The organism is Hyalangium gracile (assembly GCF_020103725.1).
GTDB lineage: Bacteria > Myxococcota > Myxococcia > Myxococcales > Myxococcaceae > Hyalangium > Hyalangium gracile.
In genome coordinates, this window is the sequence record NZ_JAHXBG010000006.1 from 299,264 (window position 1) to 319,774 (window position 20,511).

Sequence of the window (20,511 nt, forward strand, 5' to 3'; positions counted from 1 at the left end):
CGGGCCTACCGGGCGTAGGTGACGACGTCCTCGCGCACCTTGCTGACGATGCCCTGCCAGTTGCCGGCGGCGCCGTGGGAGTAGGCCTCGCCGTCATCGCGCAGCGACACCGTGTGGTAGCTCCACTTGGCGTGGTTGCCCTCGCAGGCGGCGGTGCCCGTCGTCAAGTCGTTGCAGAGCCAGTCGGACGGGTTGCAGTACGCCCCGCCCGCGCTGCCCGCGACGCCGCCCGTGGAGTGGTACGACACCGCGTCGTCATCCTGGCCGGGCAGCAGGCCCGAGTAGAACGTGCCCTTGGAGCCCGCGAACATGTAGAACCACACCGAGCGCGTGGTGTTGTGGTTGTACATGGCGCGCGCCGTGGTGGTGACCAGGTCCCCCACGATGGCGTCACTGGTGGCCCACTCGCCCTTGTCCGCCAATTCGCTGCCGCCGCCCGCGCCCGAGGCCACGTCCACCCAGCGGATGTTCCAGCCCGTCTGCGTGGTGCCGTCCGTGTTGCCGCACACGCCGCTGGAGTTGGGGGTGGCGTTCTTCTTGTAGCGCGCGGTGCCGCCGTAGAGCGCCAGCGCGTAGCCAATCTGTAGGTCCCCCGCGCTGTGCACGGCGATGTAGCACCAGTTGTCGCCGGTGCAGAAGCAGTCCAGCGCGTCCCGGATGCGGTAGTTCTGGCCGCCGATCTTCTGCCGCCCGTCCCAGTTGACGGCCTTCTTGTTCACGCCCGCCGCGGTGCTGCTCGGGCCCCAGTTGGAGAAGTCGGCGTAGTTGCCGGCCTGCGTCCCGCCGCCGTTCTTTCCGTGGATCCACAGCGTGTAGTTGGTGGCCTGGGCCTGGGGAGCGGCCAGAACGGTGACGGCAAGCGAGGCGGCCAGCGCCGCACGCACAGCAAGTCTCATGGTGACTCCGGGGGAAATGACCAGACGGATCCCTGCTCGCGGAGCGAGGGAACCCTCGGGTTATCGGAAGATGAGAGGCGGAGTTGCCGTGGTAGCGTGAAAAGGCAGCGACTCACCGGAGGAGATGTTCCCCCATGGCAATGATCCAGTTCACCCGCAACTACACGGACCGGTCCAATGATCAGGGGTTCCAGTTCGAGTTCTACTGCGACAAGTGCAACAACGGGCACATGTCCGCCTTCGAGGGGAGCGCGCTCGGGCTGGCCTCCAGCTTCCTGAAGGCCGCGGGCTCCTTCTTCGGTGGAGCGCTGTCGCGCGCCGCCTACGCGGGTGACCACGTGAAGGACGCGCTGCGCGGCAAGGCGTGGGACGACGCGTACGGCAATGCGGTGGAGGAGGCCAAGCGCCACTTCAAGAACTGCACCCGCTGCGGCAAGTGGGTGTGCCCGCAGTCGTGCTGGAACGAGTCTCGCGGGCTGTGCGAGGACTGCGCGCCCAACCTCGCCGAGGAGGCCGCCCACATCCAGGCCAAGGTCTCCGTGGAGCAGGCCTGGGACAAGGCTCGCAAGGTGGACCAGGTGGAGGGCCTGGACATGAAGGCCCAGCGGATGGTGGCCTGCCCCCACTGCAACGCGCGCGTCGAAGGCGGGAAGTTCTGCGCCGAGTGCGGCAAGCCCCTGTCTGCCAAGGCCAACTGTGGCAAATGCGGCGCCGAGATGGTCGCCAGGGCGAAGTTCTGTCCGGACTGCGGTACTCCCCGGAACGCCTGAGTTTTAGTTGCTTCTGAATTTTCTAATTAAACTGTAACATGCGCTCCCTCTCTTGGAGAGGGGGCAGTCATGAATGTTCGTCGAATCCCTGCGCCTGCTGTCGGGCTGGTGCAGGCGCTGTTGCTGGCAGTGGTGTGGAGCTGTGGTCCCACGGCGGAGCCGGTCGCGACTCCACCTCCCGCGCAGGCGAAGCTGCTGAGCGCCGGCGGCGGGCCCGTCATTCTCGGAGGCGATGACCTCACCGATCACGGCTCGCGGACGAGCAGCGGAGAGCTGCTCGAAGGGTGGTTCTACATCCGCAGGGCGCTGGAGAGCCTGAAGACCGAGGTGAAGCGGCCCAACGATGGGAGCGTGGCCGTGCTGGGCTCCGCGACCGAGAAGGAGGAGTTCTGCTGCAACGCGGGAACGGCCTACGTCTACGCCGCCACCGCCGCGGACCTCAACCCGTACTTCTATGACGGGCCCTACGAGATCGAGCAGTTCTTCAAGGACCTGAAGGCCGGAACGGTGCAGCCCGCCATCCTCGTCATGGTGGGGACCGGGGCGGTGAATGATCTGGACCCGGCGGAGGCGGCGGTGCTCACCGAGCACGCGCTGGAGATCGCCGACTTCGTGAACTCCGGAGGCGGGCTGCTCTCCCACGGCTCCGGGCCGGACGCGTATGGGTGGCTCCAGGCGCTCATCCCCGGCATCGTCGAGTCCGAGAGCGCGGGCTGCGACGTCTTCACGCTGGAGCTGACTCCGGCGGGCCAGGCCGCGTTCCCAGGGCTGACGAACTGGGACATCCAGGCCGGCCCGTGCCACAGCAGCTTCTCGGGAGACCTGGGCGGGCTCCAGGTGCTGGCCGCCGACGGCATGCAGCGCAACATCATCCTCGGCGGCGCGTCGGCCCAGCTGCCGGGGATCATCTCCCTGGCTCCGGCCACCGTCACCTATGTGGTGGGAAGCGTGAGCTCGCACACCGTGACGGCGACCGTGCGCGATGGGGACCTCCAGCCCATCGCGGGCGCCACCGTCACCTTCCAGGTGGGCGCGGGCCCGAACGAGGGCCACAGCGGCACGGCGGTCTCGAATGCCGCGGGTGAGGCCTCCTTCACGTACCCGGCGAATGGCGAGACGGGGACGGACCTCATCACCGCCAGCTTCGTGGACCCGACGGGCACCACGCAGACGGCTCCCACGGTCGAGGCCATCTGGGTGGCGCCTCCCAACCTTCCGCCGGTGGCGCGCTGCCGCAACGTGACGGCGAACGCGGACGCGACGTGCGGCGCCACGGCCTCGGTGAACAACGGCTCGAGCGATCCGGATGGAGATGCCATCACCTGCGTGCAGACGCCGGGCGGCCCGTATGGGCGGGGCGCGCAGCAGGTGACGCTCACGTGCGCGGACGCGCATGGGCTCTCGTCCTCGTGCACTGCCACGGTGACGGTGGTGGATGCGCTGGCGCCGACGCTCACCTGCCCGGCCCCGATCGTGGCCGAGTGCACCGACAATCTCCAGGCGAGGGTGCTCATCCCGGCGGCCACGATGGTGGACAACTGCGAGGGGCAGTCCACGCTGGCCGGCGGACCGTCCTCCCGCCCGCTGGGGGACAGCACGGTGACGTTCCAGGGCACGGACGCCTCGGGCAACCGGGGAACGTGCACCGTGCCGGTGAAGGTGGTGGACACGCAGGCGCCGACGCTGGCGCTCGTGGGCCCCAGCGAGCTGGTCGTCGGCTGCGGCGGCTCGCTCACCGATGGCGTGGTGGCCGCTGACGCCTGCGGAGGCGACGTCTCGAGCCGCGTGCAGGTGGTGGGCGGCGCGCCGAGCCTGCCGGGCACGTACGAGGTGAGCTACAAGGTGACGGACCTGGCGGGCAACACCGCGCAGGGGCTGACGCGCACGGTGACGGTGCAGGCGTCGAGCGGGGCGCCGAGCGTCGTGCTCAACGGCAACAGCACCATGCAGCTGGAGTGCGGCGTGGACACCTGGGTGGACCCGAGCGCGACGGCCACCAACGGCTGTGGCGCCCCCCTGCAGGTGCACAAGTTCAACTCCGGGGATGACGACGGGGACGGCGTGCCGGGCAGCGAGGATCCGGACGACTACGGCCCGGGCCCCAACACGTCCGTCGTGGGCACCTACTCGGTGCAGTACATGGCCTGGGATGAGCAGTGGAACATCTCCAGCGCCATCCGCACGGTGAATGTGTCCGACACGCGCGCCCCGACGCTGACGCTCAACGGTCCGTCGCGGGTGACGCACAAGTGCGGCAGCGGCAACTTCGTGGATCCGGGCGCCACCGCCTCGGACCTGTGCTACGGCGACCTCACGCAGTCGGTGTCGCGCTCGGGCTGGGTGAACGCGTGGGCCGCCGGGACGTACACGGTGACCTACTCCGTGCAGGACTCGTCCGGCAACAGCGCCCCGTCGCTCACGCGCACGGTGGACGTCGTCAACTGCCCCTGGTGAGCCGGGAGTCTCCTCCCTGAAGCACGACGGGCGGCCCTCGCGAGAGAGCCGCCCGTCTTTCTTCCAGGCCTGACGAACCTCGCGGTTACGGCCGCGTGTAGTTGATGGTCAGGCTGTAGGTAGCGGTGCCGGAGCCCGCGCCGCGGACCATGATGTACGCGGAGCTCTGGCCCGAGGGCACGGTCAGGGTGCACGTCTCGGAGGCGCCCGACAGGTTCGGGCGGCAGTCGAAGGCCGTGGTGGTAGGCGCCGAGCCGAAGCGCACGTACAGGTCCGGGTTCCGGGTGCCCGTCATCACCACCTTGAACTGGGTGCCGGCCACCACGCTGTACGGCCCGTGGTTCTTCTGCGTGTTCTTGCTCACCGAGCCGCTGGCCGTGTCGGTCGTCGGCGTGCCCGTGCCGCCGCCCCCACCGCCGTAGGTGCCCGTGAGCGTCAGGCCCGAGTACGAGCTGTAGCCGTGCAGCATCACGTACCAGGTGCCCGCCGCCGGGTTGCTGAAGGAGCACGTCTCCGCGTTGCCGCTCGAGTACGGACGGCAGTCGTAGGCGCTGGCGGTCGGCACCGCGCCGAAGCGCACGTACAGGTCCGCGTCACCCGAGCCACCGCTGGTGGTGAACGCGAGGCTGGACTGCCCGGCGGGCACCTCGAGCGTGTAGTACTTCTTGCTGCCGGAGCTGCCCGAGAGGTTGCTCACCGGCGCGCCGTTGCTCAGCGGCGTCGTCACGGGAGGCGGAGGAGGCACGCCCACCGCCAGCCACGCGTCCGTCACCGCCTGCACCGTCGCCGCGTCGTAGCCCAGCGCCTGCGCGGCCTGCACCGTGTACGCCTTGGCCTGCTCGAAGGTGGTGCTCGCGGTGAAGTAGTCCGTGTTGGCCTTGTAGAAGATGCGGCCGGCCTTCTCCGGGCCGATGGCCGCCACGCTGACGCTCGTCTTGCCGCGCGGGTGCGTGCCGCCCTTGGAGAGCAGCGCGAACACCAGGTTGCTGATGCCCGAGCTGTAGTGCACGTCCTGGCCGGCGTAGTCCCCGTAGAAGTCCAGCGAGACGCCGTCCTTGGCCGGATCGTCCATGTAGCGCAGCGCGTCCCCGGCCGTGCCCGGCGTCCAGATGTCCTCGCCGACCTTGAAGATGTCCGCGTCCACCGCCCAGCCGCGCGACCAGCTCTCGCACACGCCGGCGAAGATGTCCGAGTAGCTCTCGTTGAGGCCGCCGGACTCACCCGAGTAGATGAGGTCCGACTCGGAGTCCGTCACCGCGTGGCTCAGCTCGTGGACCGTCACGTCCAGGTCCTTGCCCAGCTCGATGGAGTCCACGCCGTCGCCGTCGCCGTACACCATCTGCGTGCCGTCCCAGTAGGCGTTCACGTAGTTGGTGCCGTAGTGCACGGTGCTGATCAGCGTCGCGCCCGCGTTGTCGTACGAGTCGCGGCCGAACAGCGTGCTGTAGCAGTCGTAGGTGACGCCCAGCATGTCGTAGTTCATGTCCACGTGGGCGTCGCCCACCGGCGCTTGGCCCTCGGAGCGCTTGAGCGTGCCCGGCGTGGAGCTGCCGTTGTTGGCCGAGTACACCTTGCGGTTGCGCGCCGAGTGGATCTGCGGATGCAGCGCGAGGACGCCGCCGCGCTGCGCGTCCACGTAGAGGAAGTCATCGGACGGCATGCCGTCGCGCTCGCCCTTCACGCGCACCTGCCAGGCCAGCCGCAGCTCGCCGCTGCCGTCGGGGCGCAGGTAGACCAGGCTCGGAGCACCCTCGGCGGTGGCGCGGAGTGCCTTCGCGCCGGCCTCGGCGGCCTTCAGCGCGGCCTCGGGAGCCAGCTTCGCCTGGGCCGGCACGTCCTCGGCACCGTGGGCCGAGCCGTTGGCCGCGTAGATGAGGCCCTCCGGATCCACGTGCAGGACGAGCTCGGCGCCCACCACCTTGAGGCCGTTGAGCGTCTGCTGGAAGCGCAGGTGCCGGTGGCCCTGGGCATCCACGGAGGACTTCCGGAGCACCAGGTCATTGCCGTCGAGCCGGAAGGCGGGAGCGATGCTGTTCAGCGCTCCCCGGACCGCGTCCCCGTTCTCGCGAGCACCCTGCGCGGAGAACCGTTGCGCCTGGCCGAGCCGGCCCTGGATGGAGAAGGGCACGCCCTCGCTCGTGTTGGCCACCACACGGGCCTGATCGAGCTGGGCCAGCGCGGCCTGGATGTCCGCGTCCTTGGCCGGGAGCGCTGGAGCCGGTGTCTCCTCCTGCAGGGCACCACAGGCCACCAGGCTCGCTCCGAGCCAGGCCGCGCCGAACGTCTTCAAGAGCCGATTGCTCACTGCTCACTCTCCGTGAAGAAGGGAGGGTGTTCTTTGCATGCCTGTAAAACCCCGGGCAATCGATAAACCTGTAATTCCAGATTTCGTTGGCGTGGCAGCGAAACCTAGAGAGAACGAGGGGTAGTGGTTTTGGGTGAGCCCGTGACGGCGGCTCTGGGGGCTCGTGCCACTCGCTCTCTCTCGAGGAGCCACGAGGCGATGGCCTGCTCGGATTCCTTGTAGCGATCGAGGAATGCGAAGTGTCCGCTGTTGACCTCGAAGTAGGTGGCGAGCGAGCCCGCCTGCCGCGCGTAGGCCCGCATCAGGTGCGCGGGCATCATCGAGTCCCGCCGGCCCTGGACGAGGAGCATGGGGATGCGTGGCGGCGATGCTCGCGGAGAGGTGCCGGAGACGAGCACGAGTCCTCGGAGCTCGAGCTCCGGGTGGGACACTCGCTTCGCGAGCACGCTCGCGCCCACGCCGCCGTTGGAGAGGCCCGCGAGGTACACCCTGCGGATGCCTCGCTCAGCGAGCCACTCGAGGGTGCGCTCCAGGGTCTCCTCACCTTGCCGTGACCACCAATCGCCCTTGGGCCCCACGGAGGGGCAGACGGTGACAGCGGAGATGGCGCGGGCGGCGCGCGCGAACTGCCAGCAGTACACGGCGAAGTTGCCCGCGTAGCCATGGAGCGCCACGAAGGCGACGTCGGTGGCCTTGTCGTCCTCCGGTGGAATGACGATGGCGTCGAAGGACTCGGACGACTGGAGCCCGAGCCACGTCGCGACGGCGGGAGTGGCGAAGGCGCCCTCCGCCGCGTCCACCCGATCGAAGCCGTCTTGGAGCGCGGGGAGGAAGTCGCGCGAGTCCGAGCGGGGAAGCTGGCCACTGAGGACGAGCAGGTGCGCCGCGACCAGCGTTCCATCCCGCTCCGAGACGAGGCGGTTGACGAGCCGCTGGCCCTCGCCCGGCAAGTGGAGGGTGTCCATGCCATGGCCGCTGGCGAAGAGCAGCCGGGCGCTCGCGACGAGGAGCAGGAGGCTCAGGCCCACGCGCGTCAGTCCTCGCCGCCGGCGCCAGGGCATCGAGAGCAGCCCGGCCGAGGTGAAGCACGCGCCCACGACGTAGCCCCAGCCCGACACCGAAGCTCCGAGGTCGATCGCCGCCACGAGCAGGAGGAGGGTGATGGGACCGACGACGAGGCCCAGGAGAAACGCGCTCCTGAATGCCACTCGAGAGGAAGTGCCGTTCATGCGTCCATCCTGCAATGCTCTCTGGACACATCGGGGCGCAGTGGCCCGAGCGGCTCGAAACAGACAGCGAGTGGCCGTCGACGAGCCTCGAACGGCGAGAGTGATCAGCGCTCCACTCTCAGTGCTCACCAGCAGACACCACGCGCGCAGGGCTCGCCCGGCTGCTCGGGTGAGGCAACGCGACGCGCGGAATTTCTCGCTCGTGATGGAAGGATCGATTGGATCCAACCGTAAAACCTTGACGTCAATGAAACACCCCAAGGTGCACATTGCAGCAAGATCTCTGGAGCGTATGTTCGAGCCCTCTGCGCGTCGGAGGGCTGGCTCCGAGCGCGAGCACCTCTGCAGTGGAGGACCCCCCCAATATGAAGATGCAACGACTGCTTCACGCCGCACTGCTCGCATCGGTCCTGGTGACCGCGATCGCGTGCCCTGGTGATTCCGAGCCCGACGATCCCCCTGATTCGGGACCGACGCCGCTGCCCACGGATCCCAATGATCCGAACAACTACACCAAGGACACGGACTGCGACGGTCTGAGTGACAAGGTCGAGTTCGAGACGGACCGGCCCAACGGCAAGACCCACCCTGGCTTGAAGGACACGGATCAGGATGGCCTGCCGGATGGGCTCGAGGTCGGCGTCGACACTCCGGTCTCCGGCACGAGCTGCGAGCTGCCGAAGGACGCGAGCGCCGTGCTGAAGACGGACCCGAACCTCAAGGACACGGATGGCGACGGCCTGCTGGACGGCGTGGAGGACAAGAACACGAACGGCAAGGCGGACAGTGACGAGACGCACCCGCTGCTGAAGGACACGGACTGCGACGGCCTCATCGACGGGCCCACTGCGGGCGGCTTCAAGGGCGAGGACCAGAACGCCAACGGCACCAAGGACAGCGGAGAGACCGACCCGCGCAAGTCGGACACGGATGGCGATGGCCTCCTGGACGGCATCGAGCTGGGCGTCACCGTCAACCCCGATCCGTCCACCTGCACTGGCTTCAAGCCGGACGCCAATCCGAACACGACCACGGACGCGGACAACGCGGACTCCGATGGGGACGGCGTGAGTGACGGCGCCGAGGACACCAACCAGAATGGCACTGTCGACAGCGGCGAGCTGAATCCCGAGGACAGCGGTGATGCGTCGGGCCCGGTGGGTCAGGTGTGCACCGCGAACAACCTGCGCCCCGTCTCGTTCAAGTCGGAGAGCGGCGCGGACATCAAGATCGCGCTGCCGCCGACCTTCGCCGACGCGGACGTGACCCCGATCATGGTGGGCAGCGAGGCGCGGGGCCTGGTCGGCTACGACAGCACCAACAAGGTTGCCTTCCTTGCCTTCCGCCGTCCGGCGCCCGCGGCTGCCACCGATGCGCTCAGTGACGAGGCGGAGCTGCGGCCTGCCATCGCGGGCAGGGGCGCGCTCAGCAACCGCACCGCCCAGCGGTTCCGGACCTGGGATGACAACGATGCCTTGCAGGCCTTCTATGACCAGGCCGGCACGGGCGTGGACCTGAAGACTCGCACCAATGACCTCGTGGGGGCACTGCTGCCCGGCAGCACGGGTCGCCTGAACGGCACGGCGGGCGTCACGGGCAACTTCCGCCTGCAGTCGCTCTTCGTCCACCGCTCGGCCCAGAGCGTGGTGGTGCTCATCGCGCTGACGCAGCTGACGACCACCAACCCCGTGGCGGTCTTCTCCGCCAAGGATCTGTCGGATGGCTCCGCGCTGGCCCAGTTCGGTGAGCCCACGGCCGTCCAGTGCGAGCGCTTCCAGCTCGCCACGTCGAAGGTGGACTTCCTCTTCGTGGTGGATGACAGCGGCTCGATGGAGAGCTCTCAGGCCGCGCTGGGTATCGCCGCCGATGCCGCCGTGGCGGCGCTCAGCGCCTCGTCGTTGGACTGGCGCATGGCGATGGTCACCTCCACCTACCACTACACGGCTGGCAACAACTCGGGTGCCCTGCGGCATTTCACCAGCAACCTGAACAAGGTGAAGGCATGGCTCACGCCGGGCAGCACGTGTAGCAGCGGTGTCTGCAGCGTGGTGCCCAACAATCCGGCTCCCACCTGCCCTGGGGGTACCTCTCAGGGCGTGAATGGCGGGTGCTACATCGGGATCGACGGCAGCGGCACGGAGGGTGTGCTGGGCGCGGCCCGCAAGGCCATCAAGGACTTCACTCAGGGGGCCCCAGCGGGTGTCGAGGTGCCCGACAAGGCACGCACTGACGCCAGCCTCGTGGTTGTCATCCTCGCGGATGCGGATGACCAGACCAGCGGTGAGACCTCCGGTTCGCAGAACTGCGCGGGCAACGTCGACAGGGAAGGGACTGGCTGCGAGAACGTCCAGAACTTCGTCAACTTCTTCGGCCGCGTCGGGTCCACGACGCCTCCGACCAACAGCACGCAGAAGCTCATCACCGTGCACGGCATCGTGTGCCCGGCCGGGAGCGCCTGCGGCTGCACCACGTCGCCGTGTACCTTGACCAACAACACGCGCGAGTTCAACCCGCAGCCGGCCAACGGGACGCAGCGTCACGTGACGGTGGTCAACGCCTCGGGTGGCGTGCTCGGCTCCATCCTCGACCAGAACTCCATCACTGCGTCGATGAACGCGATCATCTCCAACGCCATCGGCAACGCGGGCTACAAGACGCTCAAGCCGCCGATTGGCGCCTCGATCAAGGTGGCCGTGGACAACGTGCGTGACGCGGCGGCCTGCACGAAGGACAACATCCCGCGCAGCACCGTCAACGGCTTCGACTTCGACGGCCGCGCCCGCACCATCTCGCTCTTCGGCGCGTGCCGCCCGGCGAGCCAGACGTCCCAGGCCGCGGTGTCGTACCAGTACTGGATCAACTCGGTGAGCGATCCCAACGGCGGCGTGCCGTGCGAGGACGACCCGAACTACAGCCCCACCGAGCCCGACCACTGCACCGGCCCGACGCTGGGCTGCAATGAGGCGGGCAACCAGTGTGTCTGCAAGCCGCGCTGCGGTGATACCTGCGGCGGCGGCACGCAGTGCGACATGACCACCTGCTCGTGTGAGGTCATCATCGGCTAGCGGCCCTGGCGCTCCGGGGCCACTCCCGGGGCGCCACCCGCGTGCCGGAGCCCGGCGGAGGCTGCTCCCCCTCGCTACGTGGGGGAGTGGCCTCGCCAGTCGGCGAAGCACTTGACGAAGAGCCGGGCGATGCGGCGCGCCTCCGCCTCGTCATCCGGGTAGTCGAGCTGCTGGTAGAAGCCCTTCATCCGCTCTACCCGGTGCAGCTCCAGCTCCGCCTCGAAGAGCGCCTGCCAGTGGGACAGGAGCACCAGGCTGTAGCCCCGCTGCACGCTGTCGAGGTGCTCGCCGCTGAAGCCCCAGGCCTCGGTGGTGAAGCGGAAGTAGCGCTCGGCGAAGGTGAGCAGCCGCGGGCTGAACGTCTCCAGCCGCTGGAGGATGCGTGCCGGCCGGTCCAGCTGCACCGCGCGCAGCATCCGAATCACGTACTCCGGGAAGAAGTGCGCGGAGCCCACCGGCCGGCCCAGCCGGTTCGCCAGCACCAGGTCCAGCTCCGCCACCGGGCCTGACTCCGCCAGCGACTGCAGGGACACCGTGTCCAGCTCCAGCGTGTCTCGCTCCAGCTGCACCGGCTGGCGCACGTTGCGGGCGTAGTCCTCCATGAAGCGCCTCAGCTCGACGAACTCGCTGTCGGCGATCTCCAGCAGCCCCGCCAGGCGCGAGAACCGACGCCGGATGGGCAGCGGGACGGACTCCGGCGACTTGTAGCCGAGGTCATGCTCGATCTCGGCCCAGGCGTGCTGGAGGATGGTGCGGATCTGGATCTCGAAGGGCCAGTCCCACTCGGGGTGCTGCTCGACCAGCTCCTTGGGCGGATGGCAGATGTAGTGCAGCGAGCGGTAGCCGAAGCTGTTCGGATCCTGGCGCAGCCGCTTGTCCACCGAGCGGTCGATGTCGACGCGGAAGTGCTCCTCGATGAGCCGGGCCACTTGCTCGATGGAGTCCTCGAAGAAGGTGATGATCCGCAGCCCCACCAGGTCGGTGAGGTCATCCAGGCGCTGGTAGATCTTGTCGGGCCGGGCCAGCTTCCGGGCCAGGCTGGCGGGCGCCTTCACCCGGTGGCTGACGCCATGGACGTTCACGCCGCCCCGCTCGAGCACTCCCTGGAGATGGGTGTGCAGCGCCCGGCCCATGGCCTCGAAGGTCGGGTGACGGCTCACATAGGCGTCCAGCAGGTCCTGCTTGAGCATGCTCCCCCCTTCTTGCCATGAGCGCAGGCGTCATGGAACCAGGCCCGGGGCCTCACTTCGGCGTCTCGCGCAGCCGGGCCGCGTGCGTCAGGAGGTAGTTCCGCTCGGACACGCTCGTCGTGCGAGCCGCCGCGCGTTGGTAGTGCTCGATGGCGCCCTCGCGGTCGCCCGCCCGCTCCAGCAGATGCGCGCGGACCGCGTCGAGGCGATGGTGCCCGTCCATGCGCGGGTCTTTATCGAGCGCGTCCAGGAGCTCGAGCCCCGCGGCCGGGCCTTGAACCATGGCCGTGGCGATCGCGTGGTTGAGCGTCACCATCGGGTTGTCGGACATGCGCTGCAGGAGGCTGTACAGCCCGAGGATCTGCGGCCAGTCCGTCTCCTCGGTGCTCGCCGCCTCGTCGTGCACCGCCGCGATCGCCGCCTGCAGTTGATATGGGCCGACATTGCCCTTCGGCAGCGTCGCGGTGAGCAGCGCCACGCCCTCGTCGATCTCGCTCCGGTCCCACAAGGAGCGGTCCTGCTGATCGAGCGGAATGAGCTCTCCGGAGGGGCCGGTCCGCGCCACCCGTCGCGCGTCGGTCAGGAGCATGAGCGCGAGGAGCCCCGCCACCTCGCAGTCGTCTGGCACGAGGCGATGGAGCATGCGCGTGAGCCGGAGGGCCTCGCCCGAGAGGTCGCTGCGCTGGAGCTCCGGGCCCGACGTGGCCGTGTATCCCTCGCTGAAGATCAGATACAGCACGTGCATCACGGACCCGAGGCGCTCGGCGCGCTCCTCGGCCGTGGGCGCCTGGAAGGGCACCCCCGAGGCCTTGATGCTCTGCTTCGCCCGGCTGATCCGCTGCGCCATGGTCGCCTCCGGCACCAGGAACGCCTTGGCGATCTCGAAGGTCGTCAGGCCTCCCACGGCGCGCAGCGTGAGCGCGATCGCCGACGAGGGCGAGAGCACCGGGTGGCAGCACATGAAGAGCAGGTCCAGGGTGTCGTCCCGCTCCGCGAAGCCCGCCTCGTCCGCGGCGAGGGCGATCTGGTCCTCCGGTGGCACCAGGCTGACCACGAGCTCCTCGCGGTGGCGGCGGGCAGCCTCCGCGCGGACATGATCGGTGATGCGGCGCGAGGCGACGTGGATCAGCCAGGCGCGCGGGTTCTCGGGAACGCCATCCCGCACCCACTGCGCCGCCGCCGCGATGAGGGCCTCCTGGACCGCGTCCTCCGCGGCCGGGAAGTCGCGGAACCGCCGCATGACGACGCCCAGCACCCGCGGCGCGAGCTCGCGCAACAGGTGCTGGGTGCGAGGGTCCAGGGACGGGAGCATCAGGGCACGTCGACAGGGGGCGCGCTCATCACCTGCCGCACCTCGATCTCCAGGTTGAGGGGCACGCCACCAGGGCCAGGCGCGGCGGAGGCCTGCGCGGCGATCTCATAGGCGCGCTCGGGGCTGTCGACATCCACGATCCAGAACCCGGCGAGGAACTCCTTCGACTCGGGGAACACGCCGTCGGTGATGGGCTTGCCGTCCTTGCCGGCGCGCACGCGCTTCGCCTGGTCGGGGCCGGCCAACCCCTCGGCCGCCACCAGCTCTCCCGACTGGCCGAGCTTCTGCGCGAAGTTCTTCATGAAGGCGATATGCGCCTTGAGGTCCTGCTCCGGCCACCGGGCGACCTGGTAGGGACCTCCACCCGGGGTGTTCATCATCAGCATGTACTTCATGGTCGACTCCTTTTTATGAGCGCCCCTCCATGGAGCGCGCGTTCACCGGGGAGTCGGAGCCGAAAATCGGTTCTCGACATCGGTGGCGCCTCTCTTTCGATATTTTTTCTCGGGCGCCGCAAGTCCTTGAAAGGATTGGGGATTGAGGGGCTGGCTATGCGGCCTGCTTGCGCCGACGGAGCAGCAGCAGGCCGGCTACCATCATGAAGGCCAGTGCGGACACCGCGAGCGACATGTGGATGTTGGTGATGCTCCCCAGGAGCCCGACGGTCACTCCGCTGAAGGCCCGCAGGCCGGAGGCCGACATGCTGAAGAGCCCCAGCACGCGGCCACGGATGGTGTCCGGCGCGTTCAGCTGCACGAGCGCCTGCGTCATGCTGCTGAAGGAGAGCTCGACGAAGCCGGCCAGGAAGAGCACGAGGATGGCCACCGGGTACGCGCGCATCAGCGAGAACGTGAAGAGCGCGCCGCCCCACAGCAAGGCCAGCCTCAGCGCGGAAGCGGGCGTCGTCCGCAGCCAGCCCCTGTTCGTCTCGAGCAGGATGCCCGCGAGCAGGGCGCCGGCCGCGTCCGCTCCCAGCAGGAGCGTGTAGGTCAGGCCCGGGTCTCCATGGCCCAGGTCATGGGCGAAGCCCGGCATCTGCGCGTGGTAGCTGTTGCCGATGAAGAAGGACGCCGCCCCCGCGAGCATCACCATGCCCGCGACCACGGGCAGCTCGCGTACGTCACGCAGCGTCTGGATGATGTCGGCCAGGCCTCGGACAGGGCGCTTGGGGCCTGGCGTCACCCCGCGGAAGTGCCGGCCATAGGGCGCGCGCACCAGCCAGAGCAGCAGGGGCAGATAGAACACCGTGTTGACGAAGATGCCCCAGGTGGGCCCGAGCGTCCGCATGATGATGCTGCCCACGCCGGGACCCACCAGGATTCCGAGATACCGGGCCGTGGCGTTCAGGCGGACCGCGCTCGCCAGGGAGCCGGGCCCCACGATGTCGTAGAGCAACATCTGGCTGGAGGTGCTCCACAGGACGCCGGCGCAGCCGTGAATCGTCAGCAGGACCATCGCGTGCCACACCTGTAGCGAGTCCGTGACGAAGAAGTACCCCCAGCCCACCGAGGCGATGATGAAGAGCACCATCCCGGCCTGGATGAGGCGCCTGGAGTCGAACCGGTCATTGAGCGCGCCCACCGGCACCGAGAACACCAGGAACGGCAGCCAGTGGGACACCACCGCGAAGCCACCCAGCGCCGCCGAGTGGAACTTCTGGAACGCGACCCAGTAGCTGATCACGTGCTCGATGTTGTCGGCCATCATCGCCAACATGAACGTGAGCAGGAAGGTCCGATAGCCCGGGACTTGGAGCGCGCTCGAACCCGAGGGGGCCGCGCTTGCAGCGGAGGTCATGGATGTTCACGCTCAGGAGAGTGAGGACCCACCGTACCCCAGGCGTCCACGAACGCGGAGCCTTCTCGGGCGGTCAGCTGCTCTCTCCAGGCGCTCTCGCTGGAGCGCCGACGAGGCGAGCGATCTGCCGCGCGACCTCCTCATCCACGCCGTAGAAGTCCCACCCGCCCTCCTTGTGCTCCGGGGGCACTCCATCATGCGCGCCCAGGAGTCCGAGCGCCTTCGCTCGAGCGATCCCCGCCACACGCGAGGGGCTCACGTAGAACGCCGCGAGGCGCATGGGTTTGATGGGGATGGAGCGCGAGCGGGCGTGCTCTCCTTCTGGGCCCTGCTCGAGGCGCGTGAACCGGACGTGGAAGATGTCCGCCGCGAGCGTCAGGCACCGCTCCGCGAGCTCGGTCGGCAGCTTCCGGTTCGCACCTCGGGTCCGGGCGGCCTCGGCGATGAAGTCGAGGAGGGGATCGAACCCCTCGCGCTGCCATGCGGCGACGAAGGCGGGCAGTGCCTCGTTGAATCGCGCGATGCGCTGGTGCATCGCCGCCTCGAGCTCGTCGCGCTCGGCCTGGCGCGTGTCGACGGCCGGCTCGGGGTGCGCCGCCGTTCCGTCCTCGAGGAAGCCCTTCGCGAGGAGTGTCGCGATGCGCTTCTCGATGCCCCGTGCCGCCGCGGCCGCCGATGCGAGCTCCTTGCGTGACTCGCGCGGCTCGTCACCCCGGCGTCCACGTCGCTCGAAGATGAGGTTGTCGCGGGTCGCAAGCTCGACGACCGCCTCGCCCTTCTCGTCATCGTCCCGAACGAAGCGCTGCCAGGTGAGGACGTGCTGTGGCATGGCCCCGAACCTATGCGAACGGTACGACTGCGTCCGTGGGATCGCCGGACCGCAACCGGGCCTCGTCTCTCTCGGGCCTCGTGCGCGCTCGGCAGGTCGGTGGGGAGCCTCTCGAGCAGCGACGGATCGTCGAGGACCAGCGAGCCTTGGGCCCAGGCCCATCGCGCGCTGATGGAACGTGCCGCCCGTCGAGGCGAGATCCCTGCGTCCGCGGACATCGACACGCTCGCGCAGGTCATCCCGGCGATGGCCGCGTTCCGCAGCCTGGTCCAGCGTAAACCGTTCGACCTGGCGTTCCTCGTCTCGATGGTGGATGGCGTCGTGTTGCCCGCCCTCGGACTCAAGCCCCTCACAGACGTGGTCCCCGCGCTACGGGATGCTCGAGGATCGCTTCGGCACCACCTGGGTGCTCGATGTCGCCGTCCCGTACAAGGCGCAGTGACCGTATGCTCGATGCCCTGACTCGCATCCATCAAATGGATCGGCGTCGCCCTCGCCACGGTCGCGGCGTATAGCAGGAAGGGGTCAGGGACCCCCGTCCTCCGGAGGATACGGAGGAAAGCAGTAGTGCGTTCCGGTCTGGTACTCACACCCATGAGGATCGGTCTGCACGATTGTGGGAGGCGCCAGATCGCAAGTGGTCGGGCAGCGAGAGGGAGCATCCACGGGAACCCAGCCACCGTTCTTGAAGCAGCTGCAACGCGCGGGCTCCCCGGGACAGCAGAAGCCCACGCCGGATGGCGCGGGACTGAGCAGGGTCGTCCTGCCTGCATCCATTCCTGCGTCGACTCCCGCGTCCGGGTCCTGCTCGGTCGAGGTGCCGCTACAGGCGGCCAGCAGCCCCCAGCACAGCACGAGGAGGGCAGGGGAGGAGGTCTTCGATCGAGAGCGCATGCGAGGCCACACTCTAAAGATATCTCGCTCCTCGCGCAGTACTCCACGTACCCACCCGCCGGCTGTCGGCGCGCGGCTCAGTTCCCTCAGCCGCGCACGCTCCTCCTCGTCCACCTCCAGAGGCTCCATACCGGAGGTGTACAACATCTATGTCCGGGGGCTTAGTGATGCTTGCGCTTGCGCTCGGTCGAGCTCTGTCCCTGGTCACTTGCCTCTCTCTGCCGCTCTCGCTCTCTCTCCGCCTCCTTCTCTCGCACTCTCCGCCGAGCCCTCTCCTCATCTCGCGCTTTCTCCAGCTCCCTCCTCTCCCGCTCTCTCTCCCTCCGCGCTCGCTCCCTCTCCTCCCGCTCCCGCAGCCTGCGGCGATGCTCGATATAGGAGCGGTCCAGGTTGCGCTTGTCGGTCACCGCCGAGCTTGGGTACTGGGCCAGATGTACTTCCCGGTTTCGGAGGCTCGTCTCCGAGGCGACCCTGGCTTCGAAGTGGAAGTTCTGACGGTGATAGGGGAGCCGTGAACGGGCCTGGAAGTCCTGCAGTCCCCACTTCTCGAGATCCGGGCGCGGATCGTTGTACTGATGCAGGATGTGCTCCCGAGGCACCTTGGCCAGATCGATGGTCACCGTGCCGAACTTCGCGAAGTCAGCACCGTGGTTCGAGGTGACCTGTTTCGTCGTCGAGGTGGCGGAGAAGAGCTTGGTGGCGCCCTTGCGCTCTTGCAGGAAGGGCAGCAGCTCTTCGGGGATGGTGTCCAGTTGGGTCCCCAGCCTTCTGTTGAGCCATTCGAGATCGGTCTCGACATGATTCCCCTCCCGGTTCCTCTCCCGCCGCGGCTCATGCTCGTGGGAGCTCTCGTTGTAGAAGTAGCCGCGGTGCTCCTGGAGCCGCTCCCGCGGATCGTGAATCAAGGGCTTGATGTCTTTGTACCCCCTGTCGAGCTCATAGGCTTCCCTGGGCAGGATGCCTCGGCTGACCTCGCGCCGCAGATAGCCCTGGTCGGTCTTGATGTACTCGGTGTCACTCGGGCCGCGAAGGGTATGTTTCCTGTAGACCGGGTTCACGAGAGCTTCTTCATCGTCCGCGTCCTTCAGTTCGTAGAGCGCATCGCCGTGTAGCAACGTGGCGATGGGGACGGTCTGGTACTGGAGCTCATCTCCGTTGAAGGTGAACCCATACCCGGGGAGCTCTCTTCTCAAGGTCTCCTCGGTGAGCTCCGCCTCGCGGAGGACGCGGACGTAGTCCTGGCGCACACGGTCCGGGACGGTGGCTCCCCTCGGCAGGCGCGCGACCGCGTCGTCATAGTTTCTCTTGGCCGCCTGCTTGCGCGCGCGGAGATGCGCCTTGTAGTTGTCGATCAACCGCTGCAGCACCTCGACGGCCTGCTCGCCTTCCTGGTTGAGCCCCTCAGCCTTCTTGAAGCCGATCTTCAGTCCGCCGACGCGCTGGATCACCGCGCGCTGGGCCGCTGGCGCGGACGCCACGTGGGCCGGCGGAGCCCCCTCCATGAGGGCGGGCTCTCCGCGAGCGGCCCGGCCCCCCAGCACATCCGCCTCGCGCTCCAGGCTGGAGTCCTCGTTGAGCGGAAGTCCCTCGACCTCGCCTGTCGCGCGCACCCGTCCCTGGGATTGCTGGACGATGTGGGCCAGCTCGTGGCCCAGGAGCCGCTGACCGTGCTGGCTATGGGGCTGATACAGGCCGGGAGCGAAGTGGATGTCCGTGCCGCAGGTATAGGCCAGGGCACCGGCCGTCTCGGCCTCGCGGCCCTGGTGGATGCGCACGGACGAGAAGCTCGTACCGAAGGCGGCCTCCATCCGGGCCTGCACCGTGGGGGGCAGCTTCTGCCCGGGCTCCCGCGGCCTGTCGGCCGTCGTGCGTTGGACTCCATCGAAGCGGTGGCCGAAGCGCGCCACTTGCTCGGCCTGGGCCCGGATGTCCGCGAGCAGCTCCGCCGAAGCGGTGGCCTCCGTGGGCGAGTGCAGGGAGGCCGAAGCAGGCTCGGCCTGCCCACGGGACTTGCTCACCGACCGCGCGGAACGGGGAGCGGATTGTCGGGCTCCAGCCATGGTTCTCTCCTCTGCTGCCGGGCTCGTGCTGCGCGAGGCAATTCTAGCGCAGGGACAGGAGCGCGGCCCACCCGTGCTCGGCCTGGCGGAGCCGGGGTGTACCCGCTCAACCGACACCGAGATTTGTTCGGAGCCGCCACGCCTGGATGCCGAGCCGCGGGACAGCGAGGCACCCTGTGAGCGGACCGGTGGCGAACTGGTATGACAAGCAGACCAGTTCGCACAGAGCGCTCCCGACAGGAGGAGCCGTGCCATGCCCTCTCGAAGCTCTCGGCGGTGGCTCGCACGGGGTATGCTCGTGGTCATCGGTATTCCGAAGGGGAATGCCTGGGAGGGGGACCATGAGAAGCTCGGAGTCTTCGTTGGCAGCCGTCGCATCTGGTTGGGTGGGCTGGGCCGCCGTTGCCCTGATGATCTTCTCGCTGGCACTCGCCGGCCCCGCATCCGCTCAGGGCGCGAAGAAGGCCGCGTCGGCCCCGGCGCCGCTCCTGAACACCGGGAAGCCCGTGCCCTGGTGGGTGGCGTTCAAGTTCAACTCCGCCAACTTCCCCCAGTGCCCGAGCACCGCTCAGCGTCAGTGCATCTTTGGCGGCCAGGTGCAGGACTACAAGCTGTTCAGCCAGCAGTACGTCTTCACCTCGAGCGGTGACGGTACCCTCCGCATGGGGAACGACTGCATCGGCGACGACACGACGGATCCGCTGGGCGCCACCTTCGCCCAGGTCTACCAGGGCTCTTCCTATTTCTACGTGCTCTGGAATGACCAGTTCTATGGGGATCCGGCGATCAAGGGCTGCAGCGGGAACTCGTGCAGCTCACCCTGGGGCCACTCCAAGGGCATGGTGGCCTGGAACGCCCAGGGGCAGGGCTTCGTGCTGCAGGTCAGCACTCCGTCCTGGCCCGCCTCCGGCAACAGCTCCCAGCCTCGGAAGACGGACGGAAACACCCTGGGCTGCATCAAGGACGACGACGTCGAGGTCAGCCAGCACTTCTTCGCCCTCACGCTCGACAAGGATGACCTCGAGGTGCTCCTGAAGGCCCTGGCGAACGCCAGCGTGGTCACCGACCCCAGCAACCCGCAGCTCGTGCGCAACGGCGGCCCGGCGGACATCCAGGCGCTGGTGAAGGCCCTGGGCAAGAAGTCCAACAGCAACGCGCTCACCAACGACGTGCTGTCCAGCGGCGTCCGCTTGATTTCCAAGCCCTCCAAGCTGCAGGTGCCGCCCTGGCAGCTCGTCTCCGCCACGCTCGGCGGCGTCCCGCTGCGCGTCGCCACCTGGTGGGCGAGTCCGCAGATTCCTTCCACCACGGGCGGGGCGCCCGAGTGCTGGCAGCCCGGGCTGGGCACGCCCGGGCCTGTCGAGATCGCCACCACGGGCACCTGGGAGAAGGTGGAGCTGGGACTCACCGGTGGCATGGGGGCGAACTACAATCACGCCAAGATCGGCGTCTCGCTCGACGCGGCCCAGCCGCTGGCCATCTTTGGCGACATGAACCAGCAGGGAGCGCTCTCCGACAAGTGCGGCAGCAGCCAGAACGGGCGGGGTGGCCTGTTCTATGTGGTGCGCGACAAGGCCCTCTTCGAGAGTGTCAGCGCGCTGCTCAAGGGTGCTACCGCCCCCGCGCAGGGCGCTCCCCAGAAGTGAGCTTCTCCGGGTGCGCGACGCGACCCATGAAGCACCCTGACCGGGCCGGCGGAGCCATCGCTCT

At 68.4% G+C, this 20,511-nt stretch carries 14 protein-coding genes and 1 pseudogene; 6 read left to right on the forward strand and 9 right to left on the reverse strand.

Annotation, left to right across the window (positions count from 1 at the left end; all coding sequences use genetic code 11):
* Positions 1 to 5 precede the first annotated feature (5 nt).
* A complete protein-coding gene (locus KY572_RS14190; protein ID WP_224243138.1) occupies positions 6 to 896 on the reverse strand; it encodes a hypothetical protein in 891 nt (296 codons plus the stop codon).
* 134 nt (positions 897 to 1,030) lie between these two features.
* Between KY572_RS14190 and KY572_RS14195 the strand changes: the two genes are divergently transcribed.
* Positions 1,031 to 1,666 carry a double zinc ribbon domain-containing protein gene (locus KY572_RS14195; protein ID WP_224243139.1) on the forward strand — a complete coding sequence of 212 codons (636 nt, stop codon included), beginning with the start codon at positions 1,031 to 1,033 and terminating at the stop codon, positions 1,664 to 1,666.
* 69 nt (positions 1,667 to 1,735) lie between these two features.
* Positions 1,736 to 4,120 carry a DUF5011 domain-containing protein gene (locus tag KY572_RS14200; protein WP_224243140.1) on the forward strand — a complete coding sequence of 795 codons (2,385 nt, stop codon included), beginning with the start codon at positions 1,736 to 1,738 and terminating at the stop codon, positions 4,118 to 4,120.
* A gap of 85 nt (positions 4,121 to 4,205) precedes the next feature.
* Here KY572_RS14200 and KY572_RS14205 read toward each other — a convergent pair whose 3' ends face one another.
* Both KY572_RS14205 and KY572_RS14210 read right to left on the reverse strand, forming a co-directional pair.
* A complete protein-coding gene (locus KY572_RS14205; protein ID WP_224243141.1) occupies positions 4,206 to 6,425 on the reverse strand; it encodes a M4 family metallopeptidase in 2,220 nt (739 codons plus the stop codon).
* Positions 6,426 to 6,529: 104 nt separating this feature from the next.
* Positions 6,530 to 7,654, reverse strand: coding sequence for an alpha/beta hydrolase (locus KY572_RS14210; RefSeq protein WP_224243142.1), 1,125 nt, complete (start codon positions 7,652 to 7,654; stop codon positions 6,530 to 6,532).
* A gap of 365 nt (positions 7,655 to 8,019) precedes the next feature.
* Between KY572_RS14210 and cglD the strand changes: the two genes are divergently transcribed.
* On the forward strand, positions 8,020 to 10,719 hold the full coding sequence (gene cglD, locus KY572_RS14215; protein ID WP_224243143.1) for an adventurous gliding motility lipoprotein CglD: 2,700 nt from the start codon (positions 8,020 to 8,022) through the stop codon (positions 10,717 to 10,719).
* 74 nt (positions 10,720 to 10,793) lie between these two features.
* On the opposite strand, the gene KY572_RS47165 is transcribed toward cglD, so the two are convergent.
* The 5 genes from KY572_RS47165 to KY572_RS14240 all read right to left on the reverse strand — a co-directional run bounded on the left by KY572_RS47165 (position 10,794) and on the right by KY572_RS14240 (position 15,847).
* The gene (locus KY572_RS47165) at positions 10,794 to 11,909 is read right to left on the reverse strand and encodes a GTP pyrophosphokinase (RefSeq protein WP_263451658.1); all 1,116 of its coding nucleotides are present in this window, start codon (positions 11,907 to 11,909) and stop codon (positions 10,794 to 10,796) included.
* A 52-nt stretch (positions 11,910 to 11,961) separates the two neighbouring features.
* Positions 11,962 to 13,221, reverse strand: coding sequence for an RNA polymerase sigma factor (locus tag KY572_RS14225; protein WP_224243144.1), 1,260 nt, complete (start codon positions 13,219 to 13,221; stop codon positions 11,962 to 11,964).
* Positions 13,221 to 13,616, reverse strand: a complete 396-nt coding sequence (locus KY572_RS14230) for a YciI family protein (protein WP_224243145.1) — start codon at positions 13,614 to 13,616, stop codon at positions 13,221 to 13,223. Before KY572_RS14230 ends, KY572_RS14225 begins: the two co-directional genes overlap by 1 nt.
* A gap of 154 nt (positions 13,617 to 13,770) precedes the next feature.
* Complete coding sequence (locus tag KY572_RS14235) at positions 13,771 to 15,018, reverse strand: MFS transporter (protein ID WP_224243146.1); 1,248 nt, start codon at positions 15,016 to 15,018, stop codon at positions 13,771 to 13,773.
* Positions 15,019 to 15,091: 73 nt separating this feature from the next.
* Entirely contained in the window at positions 15,092 to 15,847 is a 756-nt protein-coding gene (locus KY572_RS14240; protein WP_224243147.1) for a hypothetical protein, read from the reverse strand.
* A 171-nt stretch (positions 15,848 to 16,018) separates the two neighbouring features.
* On the opposite strand from KY572_RS14240, the pseudogene KY572_RS47170 reads away from it, so the two are divergent.
* Positions 16,019 to 16,105: pseudogene (locus KY572_RS47170) on the forward strand (TetR family transcriptional regulator); the annotation flags it as partial.
* A 55-nt stretch (positions 16,106 to 16,160) separates the two neighbouring features.
* Positions 16,161 to 16,289 (forward strand): hypothetical protein, encoded by a 129-nt coding sequence (locus KY572_RS47175; RefSeq protein WP_263451715.1) that lies wholly within the window; start codon positions 16,161 to 16,163, stop codon positions 16,287 to 16,289.
* 613 nt (positions 16,290 to 16,902) lie between these two features.
* Here KY572_RS47175 and KY572_RS14250 read toward each other — a convergent pair.
* On the reverse strand, positions 16,903 to 18,759 hold the full coding sequence (locus KY572_RS14250) for an eCIS core domain-containing protein (protein ID WP_224243148.1): 1,857 nt from the start codon (positions 18,757 to 18,759) through the stop codon (positions 16,903 to 16,905).
* A gap of 383 nt (positions 18,760 to 19,142) precedes the next feature.
* On the opposite strand from KY572_RS14250, the gene KY572_RS14255 reads away from it, so the two are divergent.
* The gene (locus KY572_RS14255) at positions 19,143 to 20,447 is read left to right on the forward strand and encodes a deoxyribonuclease II family protein (RefSeq protein ID WP_224243149.1); all 1,305 of its coding nucleotides are present in this window, start codon (positions 19,143 to 19,145) and stop codon (positions 20,445 to 20,447) included.
* Positions 20,448 to 20,511 lie beyond the last annotated feature (64 nt).